23 protein-coding genes are annotated in these 26674 nt (G+C 40.0%); 7 read left to right on the forward strand and 16 right to left on the reverse strand.

Annotated features, from left to right (window positions below; all coding sequences use genetic code 11):
* Positions 1-91: 91 nt before the first annotated feature.
* From QNI22_RS10665 to aroQ, 6 genes are all read right to left on the reverse strand, one after another.
* Complete coding sequence (locus QNI22_RS10665) at positions 92-2647, reverse strand: phosphocholine-specific phospholipase C (RefSeq protein ID WP_314510623.1); 2556 nt, start codon at positions 2645-2647, stop codon at positions 92-94.
* Positions 2648-2802: 155 nt separating this feature from the next.
* Complete coding sequence (locus QNI22_RS10670; RefSeq protein WP_314510624.1) at positions 2803-4152, reverse strand: M28 family metallopeptidase; 1350 nt, start codon at positions 4150-4152, stop codon at positions 2803-2805.
* A gap of 74 nt (positions 4153-4226) precedes the next feature.
* Complete coding sequence (locus QNI22_RS10675; RefSeq protein WP_314510625.1) at positions 4227-4799, reverse strand: cysteine hydrolase family protein; 573 nt, start codon at positions 4797-4799, stop codon at positions 4227-4229.
* 35 nt (positions 4800-4834) lie between these two features.
* Positions 4835-5401 (reverse strand): MarC family protein, encoded by a 567-nt coding sequence (locus QNI22_RS10680; protein WP_313989406.1) that lies wholly within the window; start codon positions 5399-5401, stop codon positions 4835-4837.
* Between the two features lie 44 nt (positions 5402-5445).
* Positions 5446-6501, reverse strand: coding sequence for an aminotransferase class V-fold PLP-dependent enzyme (locus QNI22_RS10685; RefSeq protein ID WP_314510626.1), 1056 nt, complete (start codon positions 6499-6501; stop codon positions 5446-5448).
* A 140-nt stretch (positions 6502-6641) separates the two neighbouring features.
* Positions 6642-7073 (reverse strand): type II 3-dehydroquinate dehydratase, encoded by a 432-nt coding sequence (gene aroQ, locus QNI22_RS10690; RefSeq protein WP_313989410.1) that lies wholly within the window; start codon positions 7071-7073, stop codon positions 6642-6644.
* 169 nt (positions 7074-7242) lie between these two features.
* Here aroQ and xerD point away from each other — a divergent pair, with 169 nt between their 5' ends.
* On the forward strand, positions 7243-8139 hold the full coding sequence (gene xerD / locus QNI22_RS10695; protein WP_314510627.1) for a site-specific tyrosine recombinase XerD: 897 nt from the start codon (positions 7243-7245) through the stop codon (positions 8137-8139).
* 58 nt (positions 8140-8197) lie between these two features.
* On the opposite strand, the gene QNI22_RS10700 is transcribed toward xerD, so the two are convergent.
* The 3 genes from QNI22_RS10700 to QNI22_RS10710 all read right to left on the reverse strand — a co-directional run bounded on the left by QNI22_RS10700 (position 8198) and on the right by QNI22_RS10710 (position 10131).
* A complete protein-coding gene (locus QNI22_RS10700) occupies positions 8198-8755 on the reverse strand; it encodes an outer membrane beta-barrel protein (protein ID WP_314510628.1) in 558 nt (185 codons plus the stop codon).
* A gap of 109 nt (positions 8756-8864) precedes the next feature.
* Positions 8865-9458 carry an outer membrane beta-barrel protein gene (locus tag QNI22_RS10705; RefSeq protein ID WP_314510629.1) on the reverse strand — a complete coding sequence of 198 codons (594 nt, stop codon included), beginning with the start codon at positions 9456-9458 and terminating at the stop codon, positions 8865-8867.
* 70 nt (positions 9459-9528) lie between these two features.
* Positions 9529-10131 carry a hypothetical protein gene (locus QNI22_RS10710; RefSeq protein WP_314510630.1) on the reverse strand — a complete coding sequence of 201 codons (603 nt, stop codon included), beginning with the start codon at positions 10129-10131 and terminating at the stop codon, positions 9529-9531.
* 283 nt (positions 10132-10414) lie between these two features.
* Here QNI22_RS10710 and QNI22_RS10715 point away from each other — a divergent pair, with 283 nt between their 5' ends.
* Positions 10415-11296, forward strand: a complete 882-nt coding sequence (locus tag QNI22_RS10715) for an ABC transporter ATP-binding protein (protein WP_313989418.1) — start codon at positions 10415-10417, stop codon at positions 11294-11296.
* Positions 11297-11333: 37 nt separating this feature from the next.
* Complete coding sequence (locus tag QNI22_RS10720) at positions 11334-14960, forward strand: ABC transporter permease/M1 family aminopeptidase (RefSeq protein ID WP_314510631.1); 3627 nt, start codon at positions 11334-11336, stop codon at positions 14958-14960.
* A gap of 53 nt (positions 14961-15013) precedes the next feature.
* Here QNI22_RS10720 and QNI22_RS10725 read toward each other — a convergent pair whose 3' ends face one another.
* Positions 15014-16225 carry an outer membrane beta-barrel protein gene (locus QNI22_RS10725; protein ID WP_314510632.1) on the reverse strand — a complete coding sequence of 404 codons (1212 nt, stop codon included), beginning with the start codon at positions 16223-16225 and terminating at the stop codon, positions 15014-15016.
* Between the two features lie 187 nt (positions 16226-16412).
* Between QNI22_RS10725 and QNI22_RS10730 the strand changes: the two genes are divergently transcribed.
* Complete coding sequence (locus QNI22_RS10730; protein WP_314510633.1) at positions 16413-17267, forward strand: pirin family protein; 855 nt, start codon at positions 16413-16415, stop codon at positions 17265-17267.
* A gap of 63 nt (positions 17268-17330) precedes the next feature.
* On the opposite strand, the gene QNI22_RS10735 is transcribed toward QNI22_RS10730, so the two are convergent.
* A complete protein-coding gene (locus QNI22_RS10735; protein ID WP_314510634.1) occupies positions 17331-19412 on the reverse strand; it encodes a M43 family zinc metalloprotease in 2082 nt (693 codons plus the stop codon).
* 911 nt (positions 19413-20323) lie between these two features.
* Between QNI22_RS10735 and QNI22_RS10740 the strand changes: the two genes are divergently transcribed.
* A complete protein-coding gene (locus QNI22_RS10740) occupies positions 20324-20848 on the forward strand; it encodes a DUF4303 domain-containing protein (protein ID WP_313989425.1) in 525 nt (174 codons plus the stop codon).
* Positions 20849-20913: 65 nt separating this feature from the next.
* Here QNI22_RS10740 and QNI22_RS10745 read toward each other — a convergent pair whose 3' ends face one another.
* The 3 genes from QNI22_RS10745 to QNI22_RS10755 all read right to left on the reverse strand — a co-directional run bounded on the left by QNI22_RS10745 (position 20914) and on the right by QNI22_RS10755 (position 23115).
* Positions 20914-21522 (reverse strand): DUF4337 domain-containing protein, encoded by a 609-nt coding sequence (locus tag QNI22_RS10745; protein ID WP_314510635.1) that lies wholly within the window; start codon positions 21520-21522, stop codon positions 20914-20916.
* 244 nt (positions 21523-21766) lie between these two features.
* Positions 21767-22345 carry an NADPH-dependent FMN reductase gene (locus QNI22_RS10750; RefSeq protein ID WP_313989428.1) on the reverse strand — a complete coding sequence of 193 codons (579 nt, stop codon included), beginning with the start codon at positions 22343-22345 and terminating at the stop codon, positions 21767-21769.
* A 122-nt stretch (positions 22346-22467) separates the two neighbouring features.
* The gene (locus QNI22_RS10755; RefSeq protein WP_314003533.1) at positions 22468-23115 is read right to left on the reverse strand and encodes an alpha/beta hydrolase; all 648 of its coding nucleotides are present in this window, start codon (positions 23113-23115) and stop codon (positions 22468-22470) included.
* A gap of 64 nt (positions 23116-23179) precedes the next feature.
* Between QNI22_RS10755 and QNI22_RS10760 the strand changes: the two genes are divergently transcribed.
* A complete protein-coding gene (locus QNI22_RS10760) occupies positions 23180-23344 on the forward strand; it encodes a hypothetical protein (RefSeq protein WP_314510636.1) in 165 nt (54 codons plus the stop codon).
* Here the strand turns inward: QNI22_RS10760 and QNI22_RS10765 are convergent.
* Positions 23335-24282: a ring-cleaving dioxygenase gene (locus QNI22_RS10765; protein WP_314510637.1), complete on the reverse strand. Its 948-nt coding sequence runs from the start codon at positions 24280-24282 to the stop codon at positions 23335-23337. The two genes, QNI22_RS10760 and QNI22_RS10765, sit on opposite strands and share 10 nt — an antisense overlap.
* Positions 24283-24464: 182 nt before the next feature.
* Complete coding sequence (locus tag QNI22_RS10770; protein ID WP_314510638.1) at positions 24465-25586, reverse strand: trans-sulfuration enzyme family protein; 1122 nt, start codon at positions 25584-25586, stop codon at positions 24465-24467.
* Positions 25587-25811: 225 nt separating this feature from the next.
* Between QNI22_RS10770 and QNI22_RS10775 the strand changes: the two genes are divergently transcribed.
* On the forward strand, positions 25812-26624 hold the full coding sequence (locus QNI22_RS10775; protein ID WP_314510639.1) for an SDR family oxidoreductase: 813 nt from the start codon (positions 25812-25814) through the stop codon (positions 26622-26624).
* Positions 26625-26674 lie beyond the last annotated feature (50 nt).

Consider the following 26674-nt stretch of genomic DNA (forward strand, 5'->3'; position numbering starts at 1 on the left):
GTTTCTTTAAGAGTAGATAAACGATAAAAAAGCTCTTTGGGGATCAGTTGATTCCTGCAAAGAGCTTTACTATGTATAAGACTGTTTAAGCTTACGATACGACTACCCGTCCCATCAATGGGTCAGTTTGTGAAGGCTTTCCAGTTTCAACTCTTCCGGCATACCGTTTCTCAAATACGCCATTACCAGCAATACGAACACTGAAGTCATACCAGCCAAAACTTTTGCTCAAATCCAATACAACGACTGCCTTTCCTTTTTTGGAGCTACTTACTTCCAGTGCCTGTGTTTTTGTTGTACCCGAGTAGGAATTATCTTTTATCTCTACCAGATAAGAATGACTCTTATCCAGATTGCTCAACACAATCTCCACATTACCAGTCAACAGGTTAGCTCCCTGACGCTGATAGGCACACTGTATATCCAGTAAGGGATCATTGGCGTTACCAGAAAATTGCCGGAAAAAGCCATTTGGTCCATATACCTGAAGCTGGTATTTCTGATTGTCAAAGTCTGTCAATGACCAGGTATCCGTAAGCTTATCTCCTGCTTTAACAGCATAATTTCTGGGCAAAGCATCTGGGTTAGTAAGACCAGAGGCATACACATAAAAAGGAACACCTGCGGATGCAGTCCCAAAAATCTCCTTCCGGGCGTCAAACGTTATCTGTACAGATTTCTTTTCGGCTACTAACTGGCTATCACTATATATCTGATACGGTAAGGCACAAGATGGACGGATACCTTTCTCCTGCTTAATCATCCAATCCGAACCAGCAGGATTTTGATTAATCTGTTGGATCTCTTCTGGTGTGAGTTGTTTAAAATCAGAAGGTAGCTTTTTGAATCGGGCTTTGTGTATTCCTTCAATGACAGCATCTTTTTCCAGGAAAGCAGGCATTGTCATTTTTTCTCCGTTGTATGGCCGGAATACGGAGGTCAGATCTCCACACACAGTGCGTCTCCAGGCACTGATATTGGTTTCTTCAATTTTCTTTCCTGTCTTATGGCTCAGGAACTTCTCAAGAAATTGTAACACAGACGTATGATCAAATACCTGAGAGTTTACCCACCCTCCCCGACTCCAGGGAGAAGCAATAACCAGTGGTACTCTAAAACCTAAGCCAATAGGTCCGTCACGGCCATCCCGTTTGGCGTTTTTGCTTTTACGTTGTAACTCCTGCTCCATAGTTACATGCTCTACCCGTGTATCAATGCCATTGGAAACCAATCCTGTTTGTTGCTTCTCAGGATGTGGTGGTACAAAAGGAGGCACGTGGTCGAAATATCCATCATTTTCATCGTATGCCAGAATGAAAATGGTTTTCTTCCACACATCAGGATCGTTGGTCAGAATGTCCATCACCTCTGATACATACCAGGCTCCATACCACGGCGCGCCAGGATGATCCGAAAAATTTTCAGGTGCTACAATCCACGAAACGGTTGGTAACTGTTTGTTCTTTACGTCTTCCCGAAACTGATACAATGTATCCCCTTTCGGCATATGCACTTCCCGATCCACATCTCCATCTTTGTATTTCAGTGTGGTCAATTCACGGTAATGAGGATCTTTGCGATTAGTGATAAAAGCCTTTTCATGCAGATTCTTTTCCCGCTGACTTAATTTGGCATATCCTTCCGGTGTCCATTGTTTCAGCTCTTCTTTTACAATGGGCAACCAATGCTTTTTTTCCTCCAGCTTCTTTTGTACTTCTTCGGTTTCCTTACCCGTAGCAGGAAGTGACTGAAGTTTTGCTTCCAATGCCTTGATTTCTTCCGGTAGGGCTTTCTCCTGTTGTTGCAGGTAACGGTAAAATTCCGGAGAGTACTTTACATGGTATTGGGTAAACCATTCAATTGGGTTATCTGTAAAATTAGCCAGCCAGGCATCTTCTTCACCCGTAAAACCTGTTGGCAGGCTGATCTCATTCTGATAGATCTTCCAGGAAATGCCATTGTTTTCCAAACGTTCCGGAAAGGTAGTCCAGTTGGCAGGCACCCCATAATCTACATCTTCATTGCGTACATTCGCTTTCACAGCCATGTCCGGCTTTTCGCGGATTGTCCCTGTCCATAAATACAAACGATTGGGAGTTGTTCCTGTCAGCGAAGAACAAAAATTCTGATCACAAACCGTAAAGGCATCTGCCAGCGAATAATAGAAAGGAATATCTTCACGGGTATAGTGCCCCATAGTAAGAGGCATCTGAGCATATTCTTTATTTCCCGATGGCTTAGCAGTAAGCCATTTGTCATATTTACCTCCATTGCGGGCATCTACCTGATCTGTCCATGAATGTGGCAATGAACTCATCCAGGTAGCTTTGGTATCTTTTATATTCAGGCGGAACGGAGCAAAAGTTTGTCCGGCAACATTGGTTTGCAACCATACCAGATTTTTGTTGGGCAACCGGATAGCTCTGGGATCGTTAAAGCCCCGTACTCCCTGCAGAGTTCCATAGGCATGATCAAACGAACGGTTTTCCTGCATCAGAATGACAATATGTTCGGCATCCAGGTAAGTGCTTCCTGCTTTGGGGTCAATCGCAAAAGCTTTCTGAATCGAGGCAGGTAAGGCACTCCAAAGTCCGGCACCTCCGGACAACAAAGCGGCTTTCTTGAGAAACTCTCGGCGGGTATCCATTTTCTTGATTCTAAAATAGGTTGTCTGTATAGATGATGGTATGTAAAGTCTTACTCAAAGATAGAGCAACATCCGGCTCTCATACATTACTATATCGGAATTTAACAGAAAGTTAATACTTCTGAGAGTTTCTCACAGCAGAGACATCGGTTTTATTAACGTTTGGGTAAAGGAATTACCGGCAAACTTTCATTTCCACTTTCACTGACGGCCTGTACAGCAAAGAAGTAATTGTCTTTTGAATAGGGCAATGTTAGCTTCAGTTCAGTAGTAAAAAATTTTTTTTGCCAGAATGGCTGATATGTTTCCCGCATCAATATGTAATAGCCTTTGGGTTTACCCGCTTCCGGAGCTTGCCATGTTAACGTAGTAGAATTAGACAAACCACTTACCTCAATTAGTACCTCCCGTGGCATTCCGGGTGACTTGGCCAGATTGGCAAGATTAGCCAGATTGATACAGGTATTCTTTCGCAGGTATTCAAAATCCATAAACTTGCTAAAGTCCCCATATTCGACCCCCTTTTCTGTACGCAAATCCTGGTGCTGATGCAGAAAGTTTTCGTTCATCTCAGAGAATCGAACTGCAGCAAAGCCTTTTGTTACAAAAGGGGTATGGTCACCTCCACGCAGAAACCGGTCGTTACGATAGACCATCACTACCTCCAGATTTTCTACATACCGCTCTCCTACTTCCTTTACATACCGGGCTAACTGACGGGCTTTGCCATCATTTTCCAATCCATACTGGCGAATGTTTGCGGCTTTTTTGTCTATCTCAAAGGCAGGTAGCCCTTCACTAAATACACGTAAACGGGTGTTATCAATAATATTTGTCTCATTGCTGTTATTGGAACCCATAATATCATTGTTCAATACTGCTTCTATATTCCATTTTTCAGTCACAGCTTTTTCTGCCAGATGCTCTGCACCCAATAATCCCTGTTCTTCCCCACTCACTGCCACAAAAATAATTGTAGTTGAAAATTTAGACTTAGCCATTATACGGGCCAACTCAATCACAGTTGCAGTACCACTGCCATCATCGTTGGCTCCAGGAGCATCAGCTGTACGGTTCATTACATCAGTAACCCGACTGTCAATATGCCCGCTCACAATAAAGATCCGGTTATCGGATGGGTCTGTTCCCTTAAGAGTTGCCATCACATTACCAATCTCCTGGTCTTTGTCTACCCGTTTGCCATCGGCTTTGAGTGTCCAAGTATCAATCATAGCCGTCATCCGCCCTTCTGACTGGCTGGCAAATTGCTGAAACTTGCTAAGCACCCATTGTCTGGAAGCACCAATGCCTTTCTTTTTATCGTTTGTGACACTCATCGTATGCCGTGTGCCAAAGCTAACCAGCTTGTTTACATAGGCCTGAAGGGAATCCCTGGATACCTGGCTGACCAATGCAGCAATTTCAGGATCTCGGGTAATGATTTGCTGGGAAAAAGAGGAATAAAAGCTCAGAAGCAATACAATCTGTAATGCGTTTTTTTTCATCAGTATGGTTAGGTTTCAGGTAATGAGGTAATGATTACTTGTATCAGGGCTTTAGAGGTATATAGTATCTAATCTCACGATTGGTAGAGTTCAGGTAGTTTTGATAATAATTCTTCTGTACTTACAATTGTCGCATATTCTCCCTGCATATTGGCCAGACTGATGGTGTGCACCAACTCAGAATCATACACCTGACCATCCAGCCCTTTTTTATTAAAAGTAGCCACTCCATCAGAAATTACCCAAACGGCGTATCCGGAATCACCTGCCATACGTACAGTAGCTTCTACGGAATTATTGGTAACAAAACCAGTCACCACCAAGGTAGAAAACCGATTGCGGGATAGGTATAATTCAAGGTTAGTATCTATAAACGCATTGGTAGTAGACTTTCGTAATACAACTTCGTGTGGCAAAGGTTCAAATCCGGGCTTATGCTCATTGCCTACTTTACCAGGATAAAATGGTGATTGAGGATGTACTGAGTCATGGTATACATGACAAACAGGCCAGTTTTGTTTCCGCCAATGCTCTAATAGTTGCAAAATCCGGCTTTCTGCTTCGGGGTTATTCCGGTTTCCTCCCCAATGGGCTGCCTCATCTATTCCTTTCTGCGCATCAATAATCAGTAAAACAGGTTGATTCATGGTATGGTTTGTAGGGTAAGTAACTTTGTAATCTGTCAGATTCCCAAATTTCCTCTGAAAAGCTTGATGGCAATGGCAATCAGGATAATTCCGAAAACCTTCCGTAACATTTCTGTTCCGGCAGTTCCGAGTTTACGGCCGATCCACTCTGAGCTACGCAAGACCAGATAGACTATGATCAGGTTAAGCAGTATTCCGGTTAAAATATTGGGAGTCTGGTATTCTGATTTCAAAGAGATGATCGTAGTCATAGTTCCGGCTCCGGCAATCAATGGAAATGCCAGAGGAACAATAGAAGAGGTATTATTGTCTGTATCCGGACGAAAAATATGCCGTCCAAGAATCATTTCCATCCCAATCAGAAAGACAATAATAGCTCCGGCAACAGCAAAAGATTGTACATCTACACCAAAAAGTCTGAGAATAGACTCACCCAGATACAGAAAAACTACCATCAGCAAACCCGCTACCAGGGTAGCTTTCTCAGATTCGATTTTGCCGTTCTTCTTTCGCAGATCTATGACAATAGGAATGGAACCTACAATATCAATTACAGAGAAAAGAATGAGTGTAACTGAAAAAATTTCTTTTAGATTGAACATAAAGAGATAGTTTGTTGAAAAAGTTGGAACAACAATGCAGATACTTACTTGTCAATATTTTTTAGCAAAGCTTGCAACTGACGAATTTCCTGCTCTGTAATAGCCGGAAAGTTAGCAATACGAAAGGTACTGGATTTCCAGTCACCATATCCATTACCCAGTACAATACCTTCCTTCTGTGCAGCTTGTTTTATGAAGGCAATTTTATCCTCTGTAGCCCCAATCGTAATCACGGTATCCGAACGAACTTCCTGATTATGTATCAAAGGTTTTAGACTTGGATGATTATCAAAGAAGGTATACCAGTTTGCTGCCTGTTGCCGGATTTTGTCGGCAATGCTATCCAGCGGTTCTACTGACTCCAACACCCGCATCAACAAGTAAATATTCAATACATTGGGAGTATAATGGGTCTGGTACTTCTGTATGTTATCATACATAAACAAGAAGCTATTATAGAACCGTTTATCGCTGATCTTTCTGGCATGTTCCAATGCTTTGGGTGACACAATCAGTAAACCCATTCCAGCAGGCAGCCCCAGGCATTTCTGAACAGAAGCAAACCATATGTCTGCCTGTTCGATTCTGAGTGCCACTCCTCCCAGAGAAGATGTAGCATCTACCGCTAGTAATTTATCAGGATAGTTTGTTTTTACAGATTCAATAAATGCAGCAGGAAGCTGTGTGCCATTGGAAGTCTCATTTTGTGTAAGGCAGATTACATCACATTCTTCCGGAACCTCTGTTAGTACAGGATTCTGATTGCTGTCAAATGCCTGAGAAGTAGCCTGCGAAACAATCTTATGAGCATATTCATACCATTTTTGTCCAAATGCACCATTATAGTAATGGTGGCTGGAATTTTGCGTAAAGGACTGGGAGATTATCTCCCAGGATTCCGTAGCCGAAGAGACAAACACCACAGAATAGGTTTCTGGAATGTTGAGTTTTGCCTGTAACAAGCCAAGTGTCTTCTCACAGATCTGCATAAAAGCAGAGCTACGGTGATTGGCACTCAGAATACCAGAATCGTAGGCATCCAGCATGTACTGTCGTACTTGTGGATACACTTTGGAAGGGCCGGGGTAAAAAGTAATCAAATCGTCAAATTTTAAAATAAATAAACTGTATATATTCTCTTGTCTCAATCTACTTCAAAATCCATAAAAAAAACAAAGAATACAAGATTTGCGTTTTTTCACAATCCTGTATTCTTAAAAAATTACTGTCTAACCAAGTATTACTTAGAATCTCTTCTTCGCAGAAAGTTTTCCAGTCCCAATCGATACCCTTCCAGGCCGAATCCACAGATAACGCCCGCACAATTACGGCTGATATAACTATGATGACGAAACTCTTCCCTCGCAAACACATTGGAGATATGCACTTCTATAACAGGAGTAGTAATAGCAGCTACAGCATCAGAAAGTGCAATAGAAGTATGCGCATATCCACCCGGGTTAAATAAAATACCATCTATAGAGAATCCAACCTCATGTAATTTATCAATCAGTGCACCTTCCGTATTAGATTGAAAGTAAGTAAGCTTTATATCCGGATATTGGCTTTGCAAAATTTCATAGAAAGTCTCAAAAGACATGTTTCCATAAATGCTACGTTCACGACGCCCCAGAAGATTCATATTGGGCCCATTCAGAATCAGAATTTCCATAATTAATACATAAATAGAATTGAAAAAATAACTTTACTAATCAGGCTGGCAATATAAAAGAGATTTTGAAAACAGGGAGATTTTGCCTCAGAAAAAGATTGTACTTTCGTGTTTTGAATACAGAAGCTGTTTAACATTCCATTTGCAAGCACAATTCCCCTACAATCCTATGTGGTCATCGGCAATAAAAGAATATAAAAACTATCTCCATCTGGAACGAGGTCTCTCTGAAAACTCAATTGAGGCATATATACATGATATAGAGAAACTACACCAGTTTCTGGAGATTAAAGAAATGAAGGTTGGCCCTACCGAGGTTACCGACCGACACATCCGAGAATTTCTGCAATATCTGGGAGAGTTAGGTATGACGCCTTCTTCTCAATCCCGTTTTTTGTCAGGGCTCAAGGGCTTTTTCAAATACATGTTTGCCGAAGATTTGATCAAAGACGATCCTACCCAGCTAGTCGAAGCACCCCGACTGTCCCGCAAACTTCCCGATACACTTTCTGTACAGGAGATTGACCAGTTGCTGGCCGCCATCGATCATTCTACTCCGGAAGGAACCCGCAATCGGGCTATGCTCGAAATACTGTATGGATCAGGATTACGTGTAAGCGAACTAATCGAACTGACTTTGTCCAATGTGTATACAGAACTGGGTTTTTTACGGATTGTAGGCAAAGGAAATAAAGAAAGACTGGTTCCGATGGGCAGCGAGGCTACTAAATACCTGAATATCTATCTTGAGCAGGTACGATGCCATGTTACACCTCAGAAAGATCACGAAAACTATGTATTTCTGAATGCTCGAGGCAAAGGATTGTCACGAGTGTGGGTGTTTCTGGTTATCAAGGAACTGGCTCAGATCATTAACCTTCAAAAAAATATCAGTCCACATACATTCCGCCATTCGTTTGCCACCCATCTGATAGAAGGAGGTGCAGACTTACGGGCCGTACAGGAAATGCTGGGACATGAATCTATTACCACTACAGAAATATACACCCACCTGGACCGGGATTATCTCAAGCAAATCATGCACGATTTTCATCCTCGTAGTTAACAAAAAATCCTCTGCAGTATTGCAGAGGATTTTTTATATACACCAAAGACTGGTATTTTTAGTCAAGAAAGATCTGAAATCCAAAACTAATTTTTACACTTCCAACATCATTACCACTTCCAAGAAATATACGGTTATAGCTTACAATCCCATCTACAGATACGTAATTATTGATAAAATAAGCAACACCAGCGCCTAACTTAACATTACTGTAGCTACTTGTTGATTGCCACTCATTACCAGATATATTATTTCTGTTTTTCATATGTAAATAAGAATAGTCAGCATGTACAAGTGGTTTCACCGATCCACTACCAAAATAATATCTGGCAAAAGGTCCAATGCCCAATGTAGTTGTCTTATATGTATCTCCAGGAATAACAGCTTTACTAGATGTGTAGCCAATGGATGGTGTTAAACCTACTACTAAATTATCAATTACAAAATAACCGACTGTAGGACTTAGTGCAATACTGCTATAATCTTCATCGAAGTTCAAATTTGCAATAGAACTTCCTACCATAAAATTACCTTTATCAGTTTGTGCAACAGATTTTTCTGTTATAAATACGAAAAAGCTAAAAACAGCGATGCTTAAAATAAAGATTTTTTTCATTTTTAAGATGAGTGAAGTATAAAAAAATGCTTATGCCAGTTAAAACTGATTAGTACCAGAAAGAAAAACAGGTACAATTATTTTTCCTAAACTGCAATCAGTTCATAATCTACTTTCCCAGAAAAATCTGGAACCCCAAGCTTATATTCACTTCATTACTTTTATCACTACCTAATATATTATAATCCATATAATGTCCATAATTCACAATCCCTTCCACAGCAATAGATTTACTCAGAAAGTAAGCAACACCTCCTCCAGCCTGGATAAACTTATAGCTTTGTTTTATTATGTGATCTTTCTCTAAAACCGGGTCATTGGGATCTACAGGTGAATAACCAGGTTTTGTAGTATTTTTATAATATAGAAAACTGGCATTGAGTAAAGGTTTCAGCTTGCCTTCGCCAAAATAATACCTTACAAATGGTCCAACTCCTAATGAAGTACTTTTGGTTTTATTACCATTTGGAAGCTTGAATGAATCATATTCAAAAGAAGGTATTAATCCTGTTACAAGATTATCAATTACAAAATATCCAACCGTAGGGCTAAATGAAATACCAAAATAATCATTCTGAAAGCTTAAGTTTCCAATGCTTCCACCAACCATAAAGTGTCCTTTATCTGTTTGACTGTAGCATATACGTCCTGCTACTGCCCAGATGGTAAAAACAGCAAGAAATAAGGTGTTTTTTTTTCTCATCTTTCTAAACTTCAAAATAAAACAATAACACTGGAAGTATTTATGGTGAATAGACATAGTAATATAACAATTACTTTCCAATAAAAATCTGCACACCCAGATTTATACTTACTTCACCAGCTTTCTCATAACTGACACTATCATAATCCCAATCCAAGTAACGACCATAATTGATAAGCCCTTCGAGTGAAACATAATCATTTAGAAAATAAGCAACTCCTCCTCCAACCTGAAGTAACTTGTACTTATTTTTAAGCTGAAATTCATATTCTCCTTCCGGAGCACCTGGATAAGGTATCATTGTCGCGATAATTTTGCTTGTACTGTTGTAATAAACAAAACTTGTATTAAGCAGAGGTTTTAGCTTACCCTCTCCAAAATAATATCTCACAAATGGTCCAATACCTAATGCATTATTTTTCTGGTTATTCCCATTCGGATAATCAGCAGATGTATAAGCATAGGAAGGAGTTAATCCAATAACCAGATTATCAATAACAAAGTAGCCCGCCTTGACATCCAGAGAAAGTTCCGTATAATTTTTTCCAAAGTTGAATTTGCCCATAGAGGTTCCTAGCATAAATCTGCCTTTTTGCGTTTGGGCCAGGGAATCAGTTAATGAGAGAAGAGAAATAATGAAAAAAGAAAGGGTAATGTAGAATAATTTTGTCATAAGTTACTGATAAGAAATACTTGAATAGTTTGACTGCACAAATATACTACAGATTTAACATAATCGGATTAATGCCATTTCCTTCAAAAATGAAAACACATATCAATTACATATTCAACTATTCTCCATGCCGTATCTTCTAAACACCTCGCCTCTGCATATTCTTTTAAATAGGTTTTAAGGGATTTAATGCATGCATGCTACCTCTTATCCTAAAAACAGATGCATCATCCTTATAAAATCAACATATTTAACTTATACTAAACCTACTTCAGATTTTATTATGGAATTAACCATCAGCAATCTCAGCAAAACCTACTCCAATGGAGTGCAGGCTCTCAAAGATGTAAATCTCACCATCAAACAAGGCATGTTTGGGTTACTTGGCCCCAATGGAGCCGGAAAATCGTCTTTGATGCGTACCATTGCTACACTGCAGGAAGCAGATAGCGGCAGTATTTCACTTGGAAGCCTGAATGTTTTAACACAGAAAGAAGAGGTAAGACAAATACTGGGTTATCTACCTCAGGAGTTTGGTGTATATCCCAAAGTCTCTGCTGAAGATCTGCTGAATCATCTGGCTGTACTAAAAGGTATTACCAATCGTAAAGAACGCCAGGAAATTGTAAAAGCCTTATTGTACAAAACCAACCTGTATGATGCCCGCAAGAAAAACCTGGGTGGTTATTCCGGAGGTATGAAACAACGTTTTGGGATTGCTCAAGCCTTACTAGCCAGTCCGAAACTGATTATTGTGGATGAACCCACAGCAGGACTGGACCCTGCCGAACGTAACCGATTCTTAAACCTGCTGAGCGAAATTGGAGAAAATACTATTGTAATCCTTTCTACTCACATTGTAGAAGATGTCAAGGAACTATGTTCAGACATGGCAATCATTAATAAAGGGGAGGTTTTATACAAAGGCAATCCACAAGATGCTATTGATGAGATTCAGGGAAGAGTATGGAGTAAACGAATTGCCAAGAGTGAACTGGAAACCTATAAGAAAACACATGTAGTTATCTCTGACAAACTGGTTGGTGGTACACCTGTAATTCGTGTACTGGCAGACATAGCGCCTGAAGGCTTTGATGCAGCAGAAGGAGATCTGGAGGATGTATACTTTGCCAAGATCTTTGGAACACAGGTTATTACTGTCTAAGTATCACATTCTTCTCACTCTCAAACGCCATAGACTTATGTTAGCAGAAATATTACGTTTTGAATTCGATTACCGGAAGCGACGTGCGGCCACCTACCTATATTTTGCCATTTTGTTTATTCTTTGTTTTGCAGCTGTTACTTCCAAAGATGTCACCATTGGAGGTGTAGCTGGTGGTCAGATAAAAGAGAACTCCCCTTTCAATCTCGCGTTTATGACCCTTATCATGACATTTTTTATGACATTCATTGCTTCAGCCTTCATGGGGGTACCTGTTTTAAGGGATTTTGATCATAAAATGGAAGCTTTGATGTTCAGTAAGCCTGTATCTAAATTTGATTACCTATTTGGAAGATTTTTAGGATCTTTTGCTGTAATGGTATTGGCGTATTGTAGTATTTGGATAGCTTTTATGTTAGGCTTTAGCATCGGTAGATACCTTCCCTGGGATCCTGCCTGGAAAGAAAAAGAGATATTGCCTTTTTATACATGGAGTTATCTCCAACCTTTTATTTACTATGGTATCACTAATCTTTTCATCCAAGGTGCCATTTTTTTTGCAGCTGGCACATTAAGCCGAAAACACATTGTTCTCTATACCCAAGGCATTATTCTGTTTGTACTGTATCAGATTACCAGTAGATTACTATCAGATATTGAAAACAAAACACTAGCATCCCTTATTGATCCATTTGGATATCGCGCATTTGTCGTATATACTGAATACTGGACTCCAGCACAGAAAAATTCGATGTTAGTTCCTCTGGATGGATTGTTATTATGGAACCGGGTCATCTGGTGCAGCATAGCATTAGGTATTCTGATAGTCACTTATTACGGATTCAGTTTCAATGTGGTTAGGACAGGACTTTTAAAGAAAAAAGCTATTAAGATAGAAAGATCTAAAATACGTCCAGATCAGGTTATTATTCCTAAAGTATCACAATACACCTCTCTTGGAACTAATCTGCAACAACTCTGGCAACAAACACTTTTTTACTTCAAAATGGTAACCAGGGAAATTCCCTTTATAGCTATTGTACTGGTAGGCCTGGCCGATATCATCATTGGCTCTTTCTACTTTAATCAAATGTATGGAACCAGTTCTTATCCTGTTACAGCCAATGTATTAGGGCTGATAAATGAGTTTGACCTATTTTTTCTTATTATCATTGTCTTTTATTCAGGCGAACTTATATGGAAGGAACGCTCAGTTAATATCAATCTCATAGTAGATGCAATGCCTGTACCCAATTGGGTTAATCTAGTTGCCAAGTTTATAGGATTGCTACTGATTTATATCAGCTTATTATTAATTCTGATTATTTGTGGTGTATTCATTCAGGCAAGTAATGGGTATTACAATTTTGAACTTCCATTGTATGTTCAAACATTATTTACTAATACACTATTTTTCCTTATTGCCTGGACTCTCCTCGCTTTCTTTATTCAGATAATAATAAATAACAAATTCTCAGGCTTTGCAATCATGTTTGTTATTTTTCTAACCCTATACTTCGTCAGCAATATGGGGATAGATCATCCATTATTCATTTTCAATAGTGGCAGTCTGGACAGGTATTCTGACATGAATAAATATGGGCACTTTATTACTTCTTTCTCCTGGATTAAGCTCTATTGGTTATTCTTTATAGGATTACTGTTTGCACTATCGGTACTTTTCACTGTCAGAGGTACGGATGTACTCTTTAAAACCCGCTTACAATTAGGAAAGCTTCGTCTGACAAAACCCTTACTGACTTTTGCTATTGCCACCATTATTGGTTTTGCTGCAACCGGCTGTTTTGTTTATTATAATACCAACAAACTCAATACCTATCTCACTCGCGATCAGGAAGAGGATCGGCAGGTAGACTATGAGAAAACGCTGAAAAAGTTTGAGAACATTCCTCAACCTCGTATCACAGATGTAAATCTCAAAGTTGAAATCTATCCTGACAAACGGGATTTTGTGGCAGAAGGGTATTACTGGCTAAAAAATAAAACAGGCAAACCTATTCAGGATATCCATATCCAGAATGATGTACAACACAATATGCAGCTTGCCTATTTGAAGTTTGATGGCGGTGCGAAAGAAAAACAAACATGGCAGCCCCTCGGATATACCATCTATACATTAACTCATATACTAAATCCGGGAGATTCTGTAAAGATGAGTTTTAAAACAAGTTACAATAGCAGAGGCTTTGTAGCAAGAGGTTCAAATACTGAAGTTGTCTATAATGGAACATTCTTCAACAATAGTTATTTTCCATCATTGGGATACAATGATGGGTTTGAAATTGGAAACGATGACAACCGACGCAAACACAAACTTCCCGAAAAGGAAAGAATGATGGCACAAAACGATCCGGTTGGGCTTGGTCAAAGTTTGTTTGGAGATGATTCGGATTATATTCGTTTTGAAATTGTTTTAGGTACATCCAAAGATCAAACAGCTATTGCACCGGGTTATCTGCAAAAGTCATGGGAAGAAAAGGATCGTAAATACTTCCATTACAAAATGGATGTACCGATGGTTAACTTTTATTCCATAGTTTCTGCCCGATATGAAGTACTGAAAGACAAATGGCATAATGTCAATCTGGAAATCTATTATAACAAAGGCCATGAGTTTAACCTGAAGCGGATGATGGAATCCATGAAAGCATCCCTTGACTATTTCTCTAAAAACTTCAGCCCTTTTCAGTTTAGACAAATGCGCATTATGGAGTTTCCTAAATATGCAGAATTTGCCCAGTCCTTTGCGAACACAGTTCCTTTCTCTGAAGGCATTGGCTATATCCAGCGTATCAAAGATCCGGAAGAAGATCTGGACATGCCATACTATGTTACAGCTCATGAAGTAGGGCATCAGTGGTGGGGGCACCAGGTTCCGGAAGCGAATGTCAAAGGAAATGCAATGCTATCAGAAACACAGGCGCAGTATTCTGCCCTTATGGTGTTGAAACAGACCTACTCACAGGAACAGATGCAGAAATTCCTAAAATATGAATTAAACCGGTATTTGAGAGGTCGATCCGCTGAACGTAAAAAGGAACAGCCTCTGGTAGATGTAGAACGACAAGGATACATTCATTATCAGAAAGGATCCCTCGTGATGTTTGCACTACAGGATTATATTGGAGAAGATAAGGTAAATCTGGCATTGCACAACTTCCTTAACGACTGGCAGTATCCGGGTCCCGAATCCAAACAAAAGCGCTATCCTACCAGCAGAGACTTACTGGGCTATTTTAAAGAGCAAACGCCCGACTCCTTGAAATATATCATCACAGATATGTTCGAAACCATTACACTATTTGAAAATAAAGCGCAGACTGTAACCTATCAGAAGAAAGCTGACAAGCAGTATGAGGTTACATTAACAGTATTGGCCGAAAAACTTCGGGCAGATAGTACGGGTAATGAGAAAAATATCGCGATAAACGACTGGATAGATGTTGGTGTCTACCACAAGGATGAGAAGGGTAAGGATAAACTCATTTATCTGAAAAAACACAAGGTTAATAAAAAAGAAAACACCTTTGTGATTACAGTTTCAGAAGAACCATCCAAAGCAGGCATCGATCCACTTAATAAGCTGATCGACCGACATGCTGAGGATAATGTAAAATCAGCAGAGGAAAAAACTGCTAGTTAACATAGCTAACGCCCTTTATGTACTTACATAAAGGGCGTTCTTGTACTATCAGATTATTTACGTTTTTTTTCCAGTGCCACCGAAAAAGTGAGATTGTTTGAATAGAGATAGACGTCATATGTACTGTTGGTAGCATGAAGTGAAGTCTCATACATACGATAATCCAATGCATACTCTCTGTGTGGGCGTTTCCATTTTAATCCGGCACCCAATATCACCTGAGCCCCAAGCTTTCGATTCAGACTCTCTTCATTGAGACGCCTATACATATAGTTAATTTTCATTTCGGAAGAAAAATTAAGGCTTACTCCAGCTCCAGCGTAAACATAAGGAGTAATAGCCCCTCTCAGCAGATCATACTTTACAGTAACTGGAATGTAAATCAGATTATTACGAATCTCTCCTATATCAACCTTAGGCTTTGCCTGTGTAAAATTCTCAATCTTCATCATTACAAACTGAAGTTCCGGTTGCAGATACAACCTTCTATCCATATCAACCAGTTGAAACGATCCAAATACAGAAACCATGGGCATAGGTGATAGCGGAACACCTTTTATAGCAGCATCTCCAGCCACTAAATTTACATTTCCAATATTTGTTCCTATCCTAACACCCCAAAAATGTTTTCCTTTGGGTTCCTGATACTGATAGGTCTGATTCCGGATCTCACTGCACTTGTTATACTTTACTACAAACTTTGTCATATCAGTACGAATATATCGCAGCTCCGCTAATGCTCCCTGATCTATTACACATTTGGTCATAATGGAATTTAACTGTTTCTGGTATTTTCCATCTGCCTGATATCGCTGTCCGTTGATGTAGGTATCCTTTTGTCCTTCCAGCTCCAGCATCCCATCAGGCAAAACTTCTGCGAAATAGCGATCTTTACCCTGACTACCTCTCCAGAAGTAAAGATTAATCTCTCCTCCTACCAGCTTTTGCAGAAATACATGAATAGAATCTTTGGATTCCGCATTGCCTATCGTTCTGGATACATAAATTTTTCCACTTTCCAGAATATAAGCCCGAATATCTACTGGGGTATATACAATAGCTTTTTCTCCAGAGGAAGTTTTCACAATACATTCTGATGAGTTCAGTTTATCAGGTCTATCTTTGATCAGAACGGATACTGTATCACCTTTGGATGTTACTATCTTTCCAGGATTAAACAAGCTTTGTGCCTGAATATGTATTGAAAAAATAATAAATAAAATAATAGGTATACTTCTTAGACTGAGCATGGTAGAATTATTCATATGAGTTATAATGTAAAAACAGATAAAAATTTGTAGAAAAACTACAAATAAATGACGCATCGATTAATAATCTCATCTTATCCATTGTAAACATCCATGTAAAAAAATATATAGTCAGTAGTTTCCTGCTTCTGGAAACTATTTTCTTTCACTCTGACTTAGCAATAACAGAACTAAATACACCTTTATGAGAACCATCAAACAGATTCATACAGCAACGTACTCCCCTATTGCGGATTTAATTACTTATTCCCCTTTACCTTCCCGAACACTCCAGCAGATAGATCCATTTCTGTTTCTAAATCATCACGGACCACAGGTATATCCAGCCAATAATCGAGGGCTTCCGTTTGGTCCCCACCCACACAGAGGAATGGAAACGGTAACGTTTATCATAGATGGCGATATCATGCATAAGGATTCCGGCGGATACGAAAGTGTAATCACAGCCGGAGGTGTACAATGGATGACAGCCGGACGAGGCCTGATCCATGCAGAAGTATCCTCTACAGAGTTTAAAAAGAATGGAGGTAATCTGGAGATTTTACAGTTATGGCTTAATCTCCCTTCCCGCCTGAAGATGACAGAACCATTCTACAAAGGCCTGCAAAAAGATGAGATCCCTACCATTATTCATGATAATGGAAATATTGTATCCCATCTGGTATCGGGTACATGGGAAGGTCACAAAGGTGCATTTGACTCGCTTATTGATGTTTCTTTATGTACAATGGAATATAAAGCGGGAAGTCAGTATTCAGTATCGATCCCAGCCTCTCACACTATCTTTTTCTATGTAATCAGAGGTCAGTTTATAGTGAATGGACAAAAAGCCGCAATGCACACTTTAGTTGAATTCAATCATGATGCAGAACAACTTACTATCCAGGCACAGGAAGATAGTATATTGCTTCTTGGACATGCAGAGCCAATAGGAGAACCAGTAATAGCACAAGGCCCTTTTGTGATGAATACGCAACAGGAAATTATGGAAGCGTACAATGACTACCGAATGGGAAAATTTGGCAGCTGGTCACACTGAGAAATGAAAAATCAAACAGCCCTGTATACATTATTGCATACAGGGCTGTTTTTATACAAAAGGCTAATACTTCACAATCTTCTTCACAGACACATGATCTGAGAACACTGCCCGCACAATGTATACCCCTGATGCATATTGACTGATATCAAATGTATAAGCATTGGCTGGTGTACTACTCGAAATACTTGTTTCAGCTATTTTCTGACCAAGTCCATTCAGAATCTGAATACGCTGCAACCCTTCTGGTTGTGGATAAAACTGAACATCAACATTGCCATCCGTAGGATTAGGCACTACAAGAAACCCTTTTTCCTTCAGATTTTTATTGATTGTGACCGTTCTCAAGTTTACATCATCCAGATAAATATTATTTTCATATTCTGTTGTATTCCGGAACGCAATCCACAACTCACCAGCGCCAATATAATCTCCCAGATTTACAGAATCTTTACGCCATTCACTGGCGGTTGGTTCAAATGCATCTGTTGTGGCAGTCGTTCGTGTCACCAGGCTACTACCATACTTCTTGTACAGACTGGTATACGTCTTTCCACAATCTGTACTTACCAGTACCTGCAATGTATCCCATACAATACTTCTGGAAGTACTGCTAACAGAAGTATAAGTAGCCGCTGCAACATAGAACGATAAGTAAGCTGAATCTACCTCGGCGATAGTTAATACAGGTAATATCAGATCGTCAGTTTCATCATTACTGCTATAATCAAAATTGTTGATTTTCACACTGGCGTTACCTGTTCTGGCAATGCCAGTTACTTTTTCCCATGTAATCCCACCATCATTATTTATAATGCTCCATCCAACTGGCGGAAATGTACTTCCTTCAAACCCCTCGCTGATTGTGGATACTGGCGCATAATATTGATAGGTTTCACTCAAGACATCATTACTTGTTTCCTCATCCGTTTTTCCATTTGGGGAAGAAATACGGATAGTTACCGTATGATCTCCTTCTGACATGGTAACTGCCGCCAGCGAAATACTGGTTGTATTCGCTTTAGCCAAAGAACCTGTCCAGTTATAGGTAGACACTACAGCGTCATCTATTTTTGTAGTGATAGTCAAGGAAGTAAGCGTCTGGCTTCCTCGATTACGAATGGTAATGGATGGCGTAAAAGAGTCACTACACAATCGACCTTCCGGATTATCAATCGATTTTAGTTCAGCATTATTGGTGGTAACAACAGCAATCTGTGCTCCATCAGATGTCAATAATGATGATCGGTAGGCAACCAAAGCTGCTTCCATTCTAGTCACCTGAGCATCAGTAAACATTACCAGACAGGCATCATCGCTATAATCCATATAATTCTGGTACATAATGCCATTTCCTGAAGAAGTACAGTTATCTGTTTTTACTCCTGAATAACATCCACTGGAAGCATCTGCCTGATTCGGTGTATCTTCTACATAATCCGATCCGGAACAAGCGCCATCATCATCTCCCCAGATATGATACAGATTAAAGTAGTGTCCGGTTTCATGAGTCAGGGTTCTGCCGCTATTATAATCTGTATATGATCCACCAGGTAATGTTCTGTAATCAATCACAACACCTTGCTCAGCGGCTGGCATATCACCTGGAAAAGTCGCGTATCCCAGTATACTACCACTACTCGTTGCAGTGATTGCACAAATCCACACATTAAGGTATTTATCAGGGTCCCAGCTATCAGCACCTCTACTGGAGGTATATTTGACGTCATTGGCAGTATAAGAGAACGAACTTTTGGTAGTTGTCACCCGGTTAATTCCGGTTGTTGGATCTCCTGTTGCCGTACGCTGAGCCAAACTGAACTGTATTCCGGATTTTCCAAATAAGGGCTTAAAATAGGAAGGTATACTTGTAGAGTCAGCATTTGCACCAGCGAAGTCGGCATTTAATATATCCAGTTGTTTCTGAATCTGAGCATCTGTCACCTGATTGGGATTAGACATCACAATGTGAAAAACAACCGGTATAGAATACACCGTTTTCGCATTACTGGTTCCACTTCCTGTTCGCGCAGATGACAACCGATAAGAACCCTTCCGAACATCCTGATTAAATTTTTGTGTATTTTGCTCAAACTGCAATTTAAACTTAGCATCCAGGGCAAACTTCTGCTTCAAGCGTTCCATTGTAATACAGCGTTGTATGCCACCTGTACTCACGGATTGTCCTAAAACCTGTGTTGTTACTCCCACTAGTAAAAGGAAAATAAAAAAGTATACACACCTCATGGTCTTCTGTTTAGCTAAAATAAATCTCTTTGTTTGTTTTGCCTGTATGACAACTGATACTGCTTTTACTCCCACCTGAGGTTTGCTGATTTTTTAAATATTTTAGAGTAGCCTACATCTTTCCACTATGCATGGTCAGTTTTTAGGAGTTTACATTAAAAGTAAAGATAACATAAGCTAAAACGAAAGACGTTATCTGATAAAGCCTGGTTCATTCAGACTTTGTGAATGATTCAATATTATAGTACAATAGATCGGAACAGAGTTTCTAATTGACAATAATATTACATACTACTTTTTGATAGTCAATTAGTTGCAGGTATGAATAAATCTATTTACTATTCAGCTTTCGGTATCACTCAAACAACATTCTTCATTTTAACTATTTTTTCCTATCGGTCTTACGTGGTGCTTTTATTGACCAAAATACATCTTCGACGTCACAATGAAGTACTACAGGTAATTCAATAATGAAGCTCTTTAGTAGGTTGTCTTGTATGTTCTGTTTACAGAATGGTACCAGACAACTTTTGTGTGTAAGTAATAACCAATCTTCCTATCGCTTACCAGAGACCTGGAGGTAATGTACAAAATGCGTAAAGTTTATCTAAGCATCTCATACCCAACACACATTTAGGAATAGAATAGTTTAATAAAACATAAAGTCTGTAGCACTCATTTTTTGCATTCTATTTTTCATTACTTTGCGACTTTTAGTAGTCATGTCAATCTACCTTTGGCTACACGTGTGAACACAATTTGTTGTATTTTTATCCATCGCACATTTTCTAGTATAGTTAATTTTTTTCATGCAACCGTTTGACTTTAATTTATTCAGACAACAAGTAAAAGAAGCAACTCAAAACGCATTGATAGAAGCTACCAGACAATATACTGGTGAAGTATGTGCCTTTGCGTTGTACTCAGATGAAGGGGTGCTTACGCTTTCACCAGCGGTCAATACACTCTCGTATTTGCAAAAACAACAAGCAGAAGATCCGGACAATACAGAGTATTATCAGTGGAGTCCGGCAGAATGGAAAAACGAAGGAAACCTTGCGACAGAAGACTTTAATCAACTGTCTGCGCTACTGCGAAATACAGTGCTAGGCAAAACGTATACAGAAAGCTTTCCCCGTTTTCGGGAAAATGTATTTGAGACGGTAGTATCTGTACTGGAAGAAATGAGAAAGGAAAACTGGTTCCAGAATATGATCCTTGTCTTTACAATCACAGATTATGATAATCCCAGAAAAGAATCTAACTGGATCAAACGGCTAAATGACTCTGTACATGCGGAAAATTTCAGGCTATGGCGTCATAGTTGGGGCTAAAACAGATAGGAGCTGGTGTTGAGCATTAAAAAATAACAGCTCCTGTCTGTTTGATTTTCCGGAAATCAGGATATTGTATAAATATAGATAGAAAGCAATGTTCCTAATGCACCCAGGGCAATCATTAGTCCAAAGAAGGTCCACTTGGTAGTTGGTTTGTGAATCACCAGTGCCACCCCACCCATTACCAGACATAACTGTAAAAACAACGAAGCCAGGTCAAACTGATCGCCAATATAGCCAGCCTTATCGGCCAGCTTTTCCCATTCTTGTGCCCCTGTAATTTTTCCCATTTTTCCGTCTTTCTCCTGTACCCAGTTGGCTTCTCCTACTTCTAAAGAACCCCGGAGTATTTCATCTTTCTCCTTTTCATAACGTGCTATCTTCTGCTGCATTTTATGAATATTCTCATATAAGGCAGCTGTATCCTTACCCTGAATGGAATTTGACTTCAACAATGTTTCCAGCAATCCAATCTGACCTTCCAGCAAACTTTCTTTAATACTCTTAGACTGGTACCATTGATAGGCAGAGGACTTTTCATTGATAGCTTTTAACTCATCTCCACCTGCCTGTCCTGACCCAATCTGAACAACGGCCAGTATAGAGGCAAATATCGCCAGTACCAAGCCACAAATTACTTCAAAACGATTTTGCAAAATGTCTTTATTCATATGATCTGGTTAAATTTTTGCCCGTAAATATAGAGATAAGTTTATTTTAGACTATCCCATTTGAGCTTTTCTTCGGTTAAAGTATCCTATATATTCAGTATGATGTATTTTGGTTTCAGAAAGTATACATCCTGCTAAAAGCCACCAATTCAAAAAGATTCATATAAAAATACAAGAGCTCCAGTGATGAATCGTGGTATCATCACTGGAGCTCTTGTACTATAACTATCATCTATAAGGGAAGTTAATTCGTATGAAGGTGTTCTTTCTGTTTTTTCTCGTATACAGCCTCTGCAAGCCACAAAAACTCCTTTGCAAAATGATCCAGATTTTTCAGATAATGTTCGTCTATCAGATTTCCTTCTTCATCGAACTTCTGTGTCATATGAGGAACCAGTAACATATGTGGAGCTGCAATAGCGAACAAAGCAGGTATTAATTGTTGCATCTGCATAGCAGCCCGCATCCCGCCTAAACCGCCGGTAGTGACTGTGACAATGCCAATAGCCTTCCTTGCAAACTCTGTTTTGTTGTAGGTGTCCACCATGTTTTTCAGAGCAGGTGTATAACTTCCATTGTATTCAGGTGTCACAAACAAAAAAGCATCTGACTGATGAAGTATCTTACCCAATTCAATAACGGAAGGTTGCGGATTGGGATGTCGCTGAGCTACCTCTTCAAACAAGGGAATAGGATAATCTGCCAGATCAGCAATAGTCAGGTTCACATGGCTGAATTGTGCAAAATAGTTCTTCAGTCCCAGTGCTACCCGATGTGATTGTCTGCCAATACGGGTACTGGCAGATACAATGGTTAAGTTCATGTTCTATAGGTCAGAAAGGTGTCAGAATTCATAGTTCTATGACTATGATATAGAACTACGAACTCTGAACCCTATAAAAAAGTTTCCAACACCTGTTTCTCACAAGTCAATGCATCGGTTGCCTACACTGTAGGCTTTACAGCATTGCTTGAATTCAGAATAGTATTCACAATTTTGATTTCATCTTCAATAATAGTATGAGGCATATTCGGATACAGCTTGGTAGTCACCTGTGCTCCCATTCTCTCAAATACCTCCGCACTTTCCAGTACTCTGTCTTTTGGAATATGTGAATCCACATCACTGCATCCCAGAAATATAGGTGTGCCCTCCAAAGAGCCTGTATAGTCTCTGGGTGTTCCAGAAGGACCGATCAATCCTCCACTCAATCCGAATACACCGCCATACTGACGGGCATTACGTGCTACAAACTCCAGTGCCAGACAGGCTCCCTGTGAGAATCCAAGCAAGTAAATATTTTCCGAACGAATTCCGTTTGCCAGTGCCTGTTCTACAATCCCACCTACAGACTCCAGAGCTGAAGACAGGTAAGGTTCATTTTGTTCAATGGGCATCAGAAAGGAATAGGGATACCAGGTATTATCCGTTGCCTGTGGAGCCAGAAAACTCATATGAGGCTGTGAAAAATAAGAGGATAAACTCATAATATTCTGTGCAGTAGACCCACGTCCGTGTATCATAATCATTACTTTTTCTGCATCCAATAATGAAGCCCCACTTTTCAGATAGTTTTTGGTTTGATGAATCATAGTACTATAATTTGAAATAAGAGAGTATATCATCAGAAACGCATTTCTGATAACATATATAAAAATGTATATTCGTTTATCACTGCGAAAACGCAATGCCATCTGTAGCTATCTTCAGAAGAAAAACACTGGAATGGAAGGCTTTGTTTCTGTGCATCCACAACAAACAACAGTCAATATGGTTGCCTGCTCTTTACCAGTAAACCTCTGTTTATATTTTCAGGAATAAGCTTTGTTCTCTATTGGGTCCAGATGTTTCTCAATTTCTGAGCGTCTGGGCTCATACCACTCCGGCAGCTTCAAGTGTTGCCCTAAAGCCGTCACGTCCTCATCTACTGCAAAGCCTGGTACATTGGTGGCCACTTCAAATAACACACCACCGGGCTCACGGAAATAGATAGACCGGAAATAGTTTCTGTCCTGAACCGTAGTAGGATGTATATTTGCTGCAAGAAGTTTTTCTCTGAATTCCAGTTGAGTGGCTTCGTTATCTGTACTGAATGCCACATGGTGTACAGTTCCTGCTCCCTGTAAACCTTTCAGATCTGTTGGGCTAAACAATATATCTACCAAATTACCAGACCCTCCTTTTCCAGCTTCCAACCGTATTCTATTCCCCTCCTGCACAACCAGCTGATGCTGCATGGTTTCGGTAAGTAATGCCACTGTTTTATCAGCCTGGTTTTCATGCAATGTTACTGTATGAAAGCCTCTGATCGATTTATCTAATGGAATACTACCATTTGACCATCCGGGCCGGGTATCATTTTTAGCTACTACCAGCTCTATGCCTGTTCCGTCCGGATCTTCAAACCGAATATACGTCTCATCAAAACGACTGGCAGGCTTCTCAAATGTGATATCAAATTGACTCAGGCGATTCATCCAGAAATCCAGCGCATTGTCCGGAATAGAGAAAGAAGTATATGTCAGCTGATGAGCTCCTTTTCTACCACGTACCATACCATTGTATGGAAAGAAAGTCATAATAGTGCCCGCATGACCTATCTCATCTCCGTAATACAAATGATACACTTCTGGTGCATCAAAATTGATGGTTTTCTTTACCAGCCTCAATCCCAGAATACCTACATAAAAATCCACATTTTTTTGTGCACTACTGGCAAATGCAGTTACATGGTGTAAGCCATTTATAAGCGTTTTCATATTCGTCATCTTCGGTTCAATGTTGTATAAACATTCTATGTATATACAATTAATAAGCCCTTTTGTAACTTTTCCGATGTCTCTGCCAAACTCGGGTTTAACCCAGATAAAAGCGTATTTATCCGTGATTTCCGGACACACCCATCTGACAAAGCGACAGGTCATAGACTCTTTGCCTATTTTCAGGCTTCAAGCGCCTGCTTGAGATCTTCAATCAGATCATCCGGATGCTCTAGCCCAACAGACACTCTTAGCAGATTTTCAGGAGACGTGCTGGCAGCACCTTCTACAGACCTGCGATGTTCTATCAGACTCTCTACCCCTCCCAGGCTGGTAGCCTGTATAAAAAGCCGGGTATGATTAGCTACCTTCAAAGCCTCTGCACTACCTCCTTTTACCTGAAAGGAAAGCATTCCTCCAAATCCACTTTTCATCTGACGTTTGGCAATTTCATGTCCTGCATGGGTTTCCAGACCCGGATAGTGAACTTGCTCTACCTTTGGATAAGCACTTAGAAATCTGGCTAACGTAAAAGCACTTTCAGACTGGGCTTTCACCCGTAATGGCATGGTTTTGATCCCTCTGGTTATTAGCCAGCATTCAAAAGGAGAAGGCACAGCCCCACCCAGCGATTGTACTTTTTTAAGCCGCTCAGCCAGTTGTGTATCTTTTACAATCAGCGCACCACCCAGCACATCACTATGTCCTCCGAAGTATTTGGTAGTAGAATAATGTACTATATCAGCTCCCAGTTCCAGTGGGCGCTGCAGCACAGAAGTTGCCCAGGTATTATCAACTGCACACAATGCCCCATGCTGATGGGATATTTCTGCCAGAGCCGCAATGTCGGTTATCTTTAGTAATGGATTAGAAGGAGTTTCCAGCCAGAGTAGTTTTGTATTAGCCTGAAATGCATTTCGAACCGCCGACAAATCAGTCATATCCACACGAGTGATCGTCAATCCCCACGGACCAAAAACCTCAGTCATCAAAACACCAGCAGCAAAATATGCGTCATCGCCCAGAATGACATGATCGCCAGCTTGTAAAATCTGGAGCGCAGCCGCAATACCAGCCAACCCTGAAGCAAAGGCAAATCCATGTGTCCCTCCTTCCAGTGTTGCCATACTGTTCTCGAGCAATTGACGGTTAGGATTATTTACCCGTGAATACACATAATTTTTAGGATAAGAACCATCCTCTCCCCGCTCAAAAGTGGTAGAGAGATAAATAGGTGCTGAAACCGCAGCCGCATTTTCATCCGGAAAGTGCGTACTCTGAATAGCTAGTGTTTCAAGATGCATACTAAATTACCCGTATATAGTTTATAAGTAACATGTCAAATCAGGCTGGAATATACCAAATTACTTTTCTCTTCCAGCAAAATCCGTATGAATGGTCAATACCTTGTATTAAAATAGTACCAATCAGCCAGAATACTATAACATACTTTAATAGTTCAATTTTGTGGTATATAAACCCTGTATAACATAGTATAAGAATTGAAATACAAATGATAGATTTGCAGTATGAAAAACAAAGTTGTCATCATCACAGGTGCTTCTTCCGGGATAGGCAAAGCACTAGCAGAAATATTTGGCCGTGCCGGCGCTAAGATCGTTATCACAGGTCGCAATGAAACCAACCTACAGGAAACGTCCCGTCTACTTTCCTCACAAGGAATTGAAAACTTTCCCATTGTTGCAGATGTAAGCATTGAAAAAGACAATCAGCGTATGGTCGACGAAACGATACGTAAATATGGTCAGATTGATGTACTGATTAACAACGCTGGGATTTCCATGCGTTCGCTCTTTGAAGATGTAGACCTGGATGTAATCCGAAAAGTAATGGACATCAACTTTTACGGAACGGTATATGCTACCAAATATTGTTTACCTTATCTGTTAAAAAGTAAAGGCTCTGTAGTAGGCATCTCTTCTATTGCAGGGTTCAGAGGGTTGCCAGCTCGTGCAGGCTATTCAGCCTCCAAGTTTGCGGTAAATGGATTTCTGGAAGTTTTACGCACTGAAATGCTGCACAAAGGTGTTCATGTGCTCACTGCCAGTCCAGGCTTTACGGCATCAAATATCCGCAATACGGCACTTACCAGTGATGGTTCTGTACAGGGAGAGTCACCGAGAGAAGAGGAAAAGATGATGAGTGCGGAAGAATGTGCGGAACATATTCTAAAGGCAGTTCAGAAACGTAAAAAATATCTTATTCTTACCAGACAGGGTAAACTTACTGTTTTTCTGAATAAGTGGTTTCCAGGTTGGATGGATAAGATTGTCTACAATGTTATGGCAAAAGAAAAGGACTCTCCCTTCAAGAAGGCGTAAGTAGCTTTCTTGTCTATAGCTAAAACCGACAAATGCAGTATCTCAGATAA

The sequence above is a fragment of the Xanthocytophaga agilis genome, assembly GCF_030068605.1.
GTDB lineage: Bacteria > Bacteroidota > Bacteroidia > Cytophagales > 172606-1 > Xanthocytophaga > Xanthocytophaga agilis.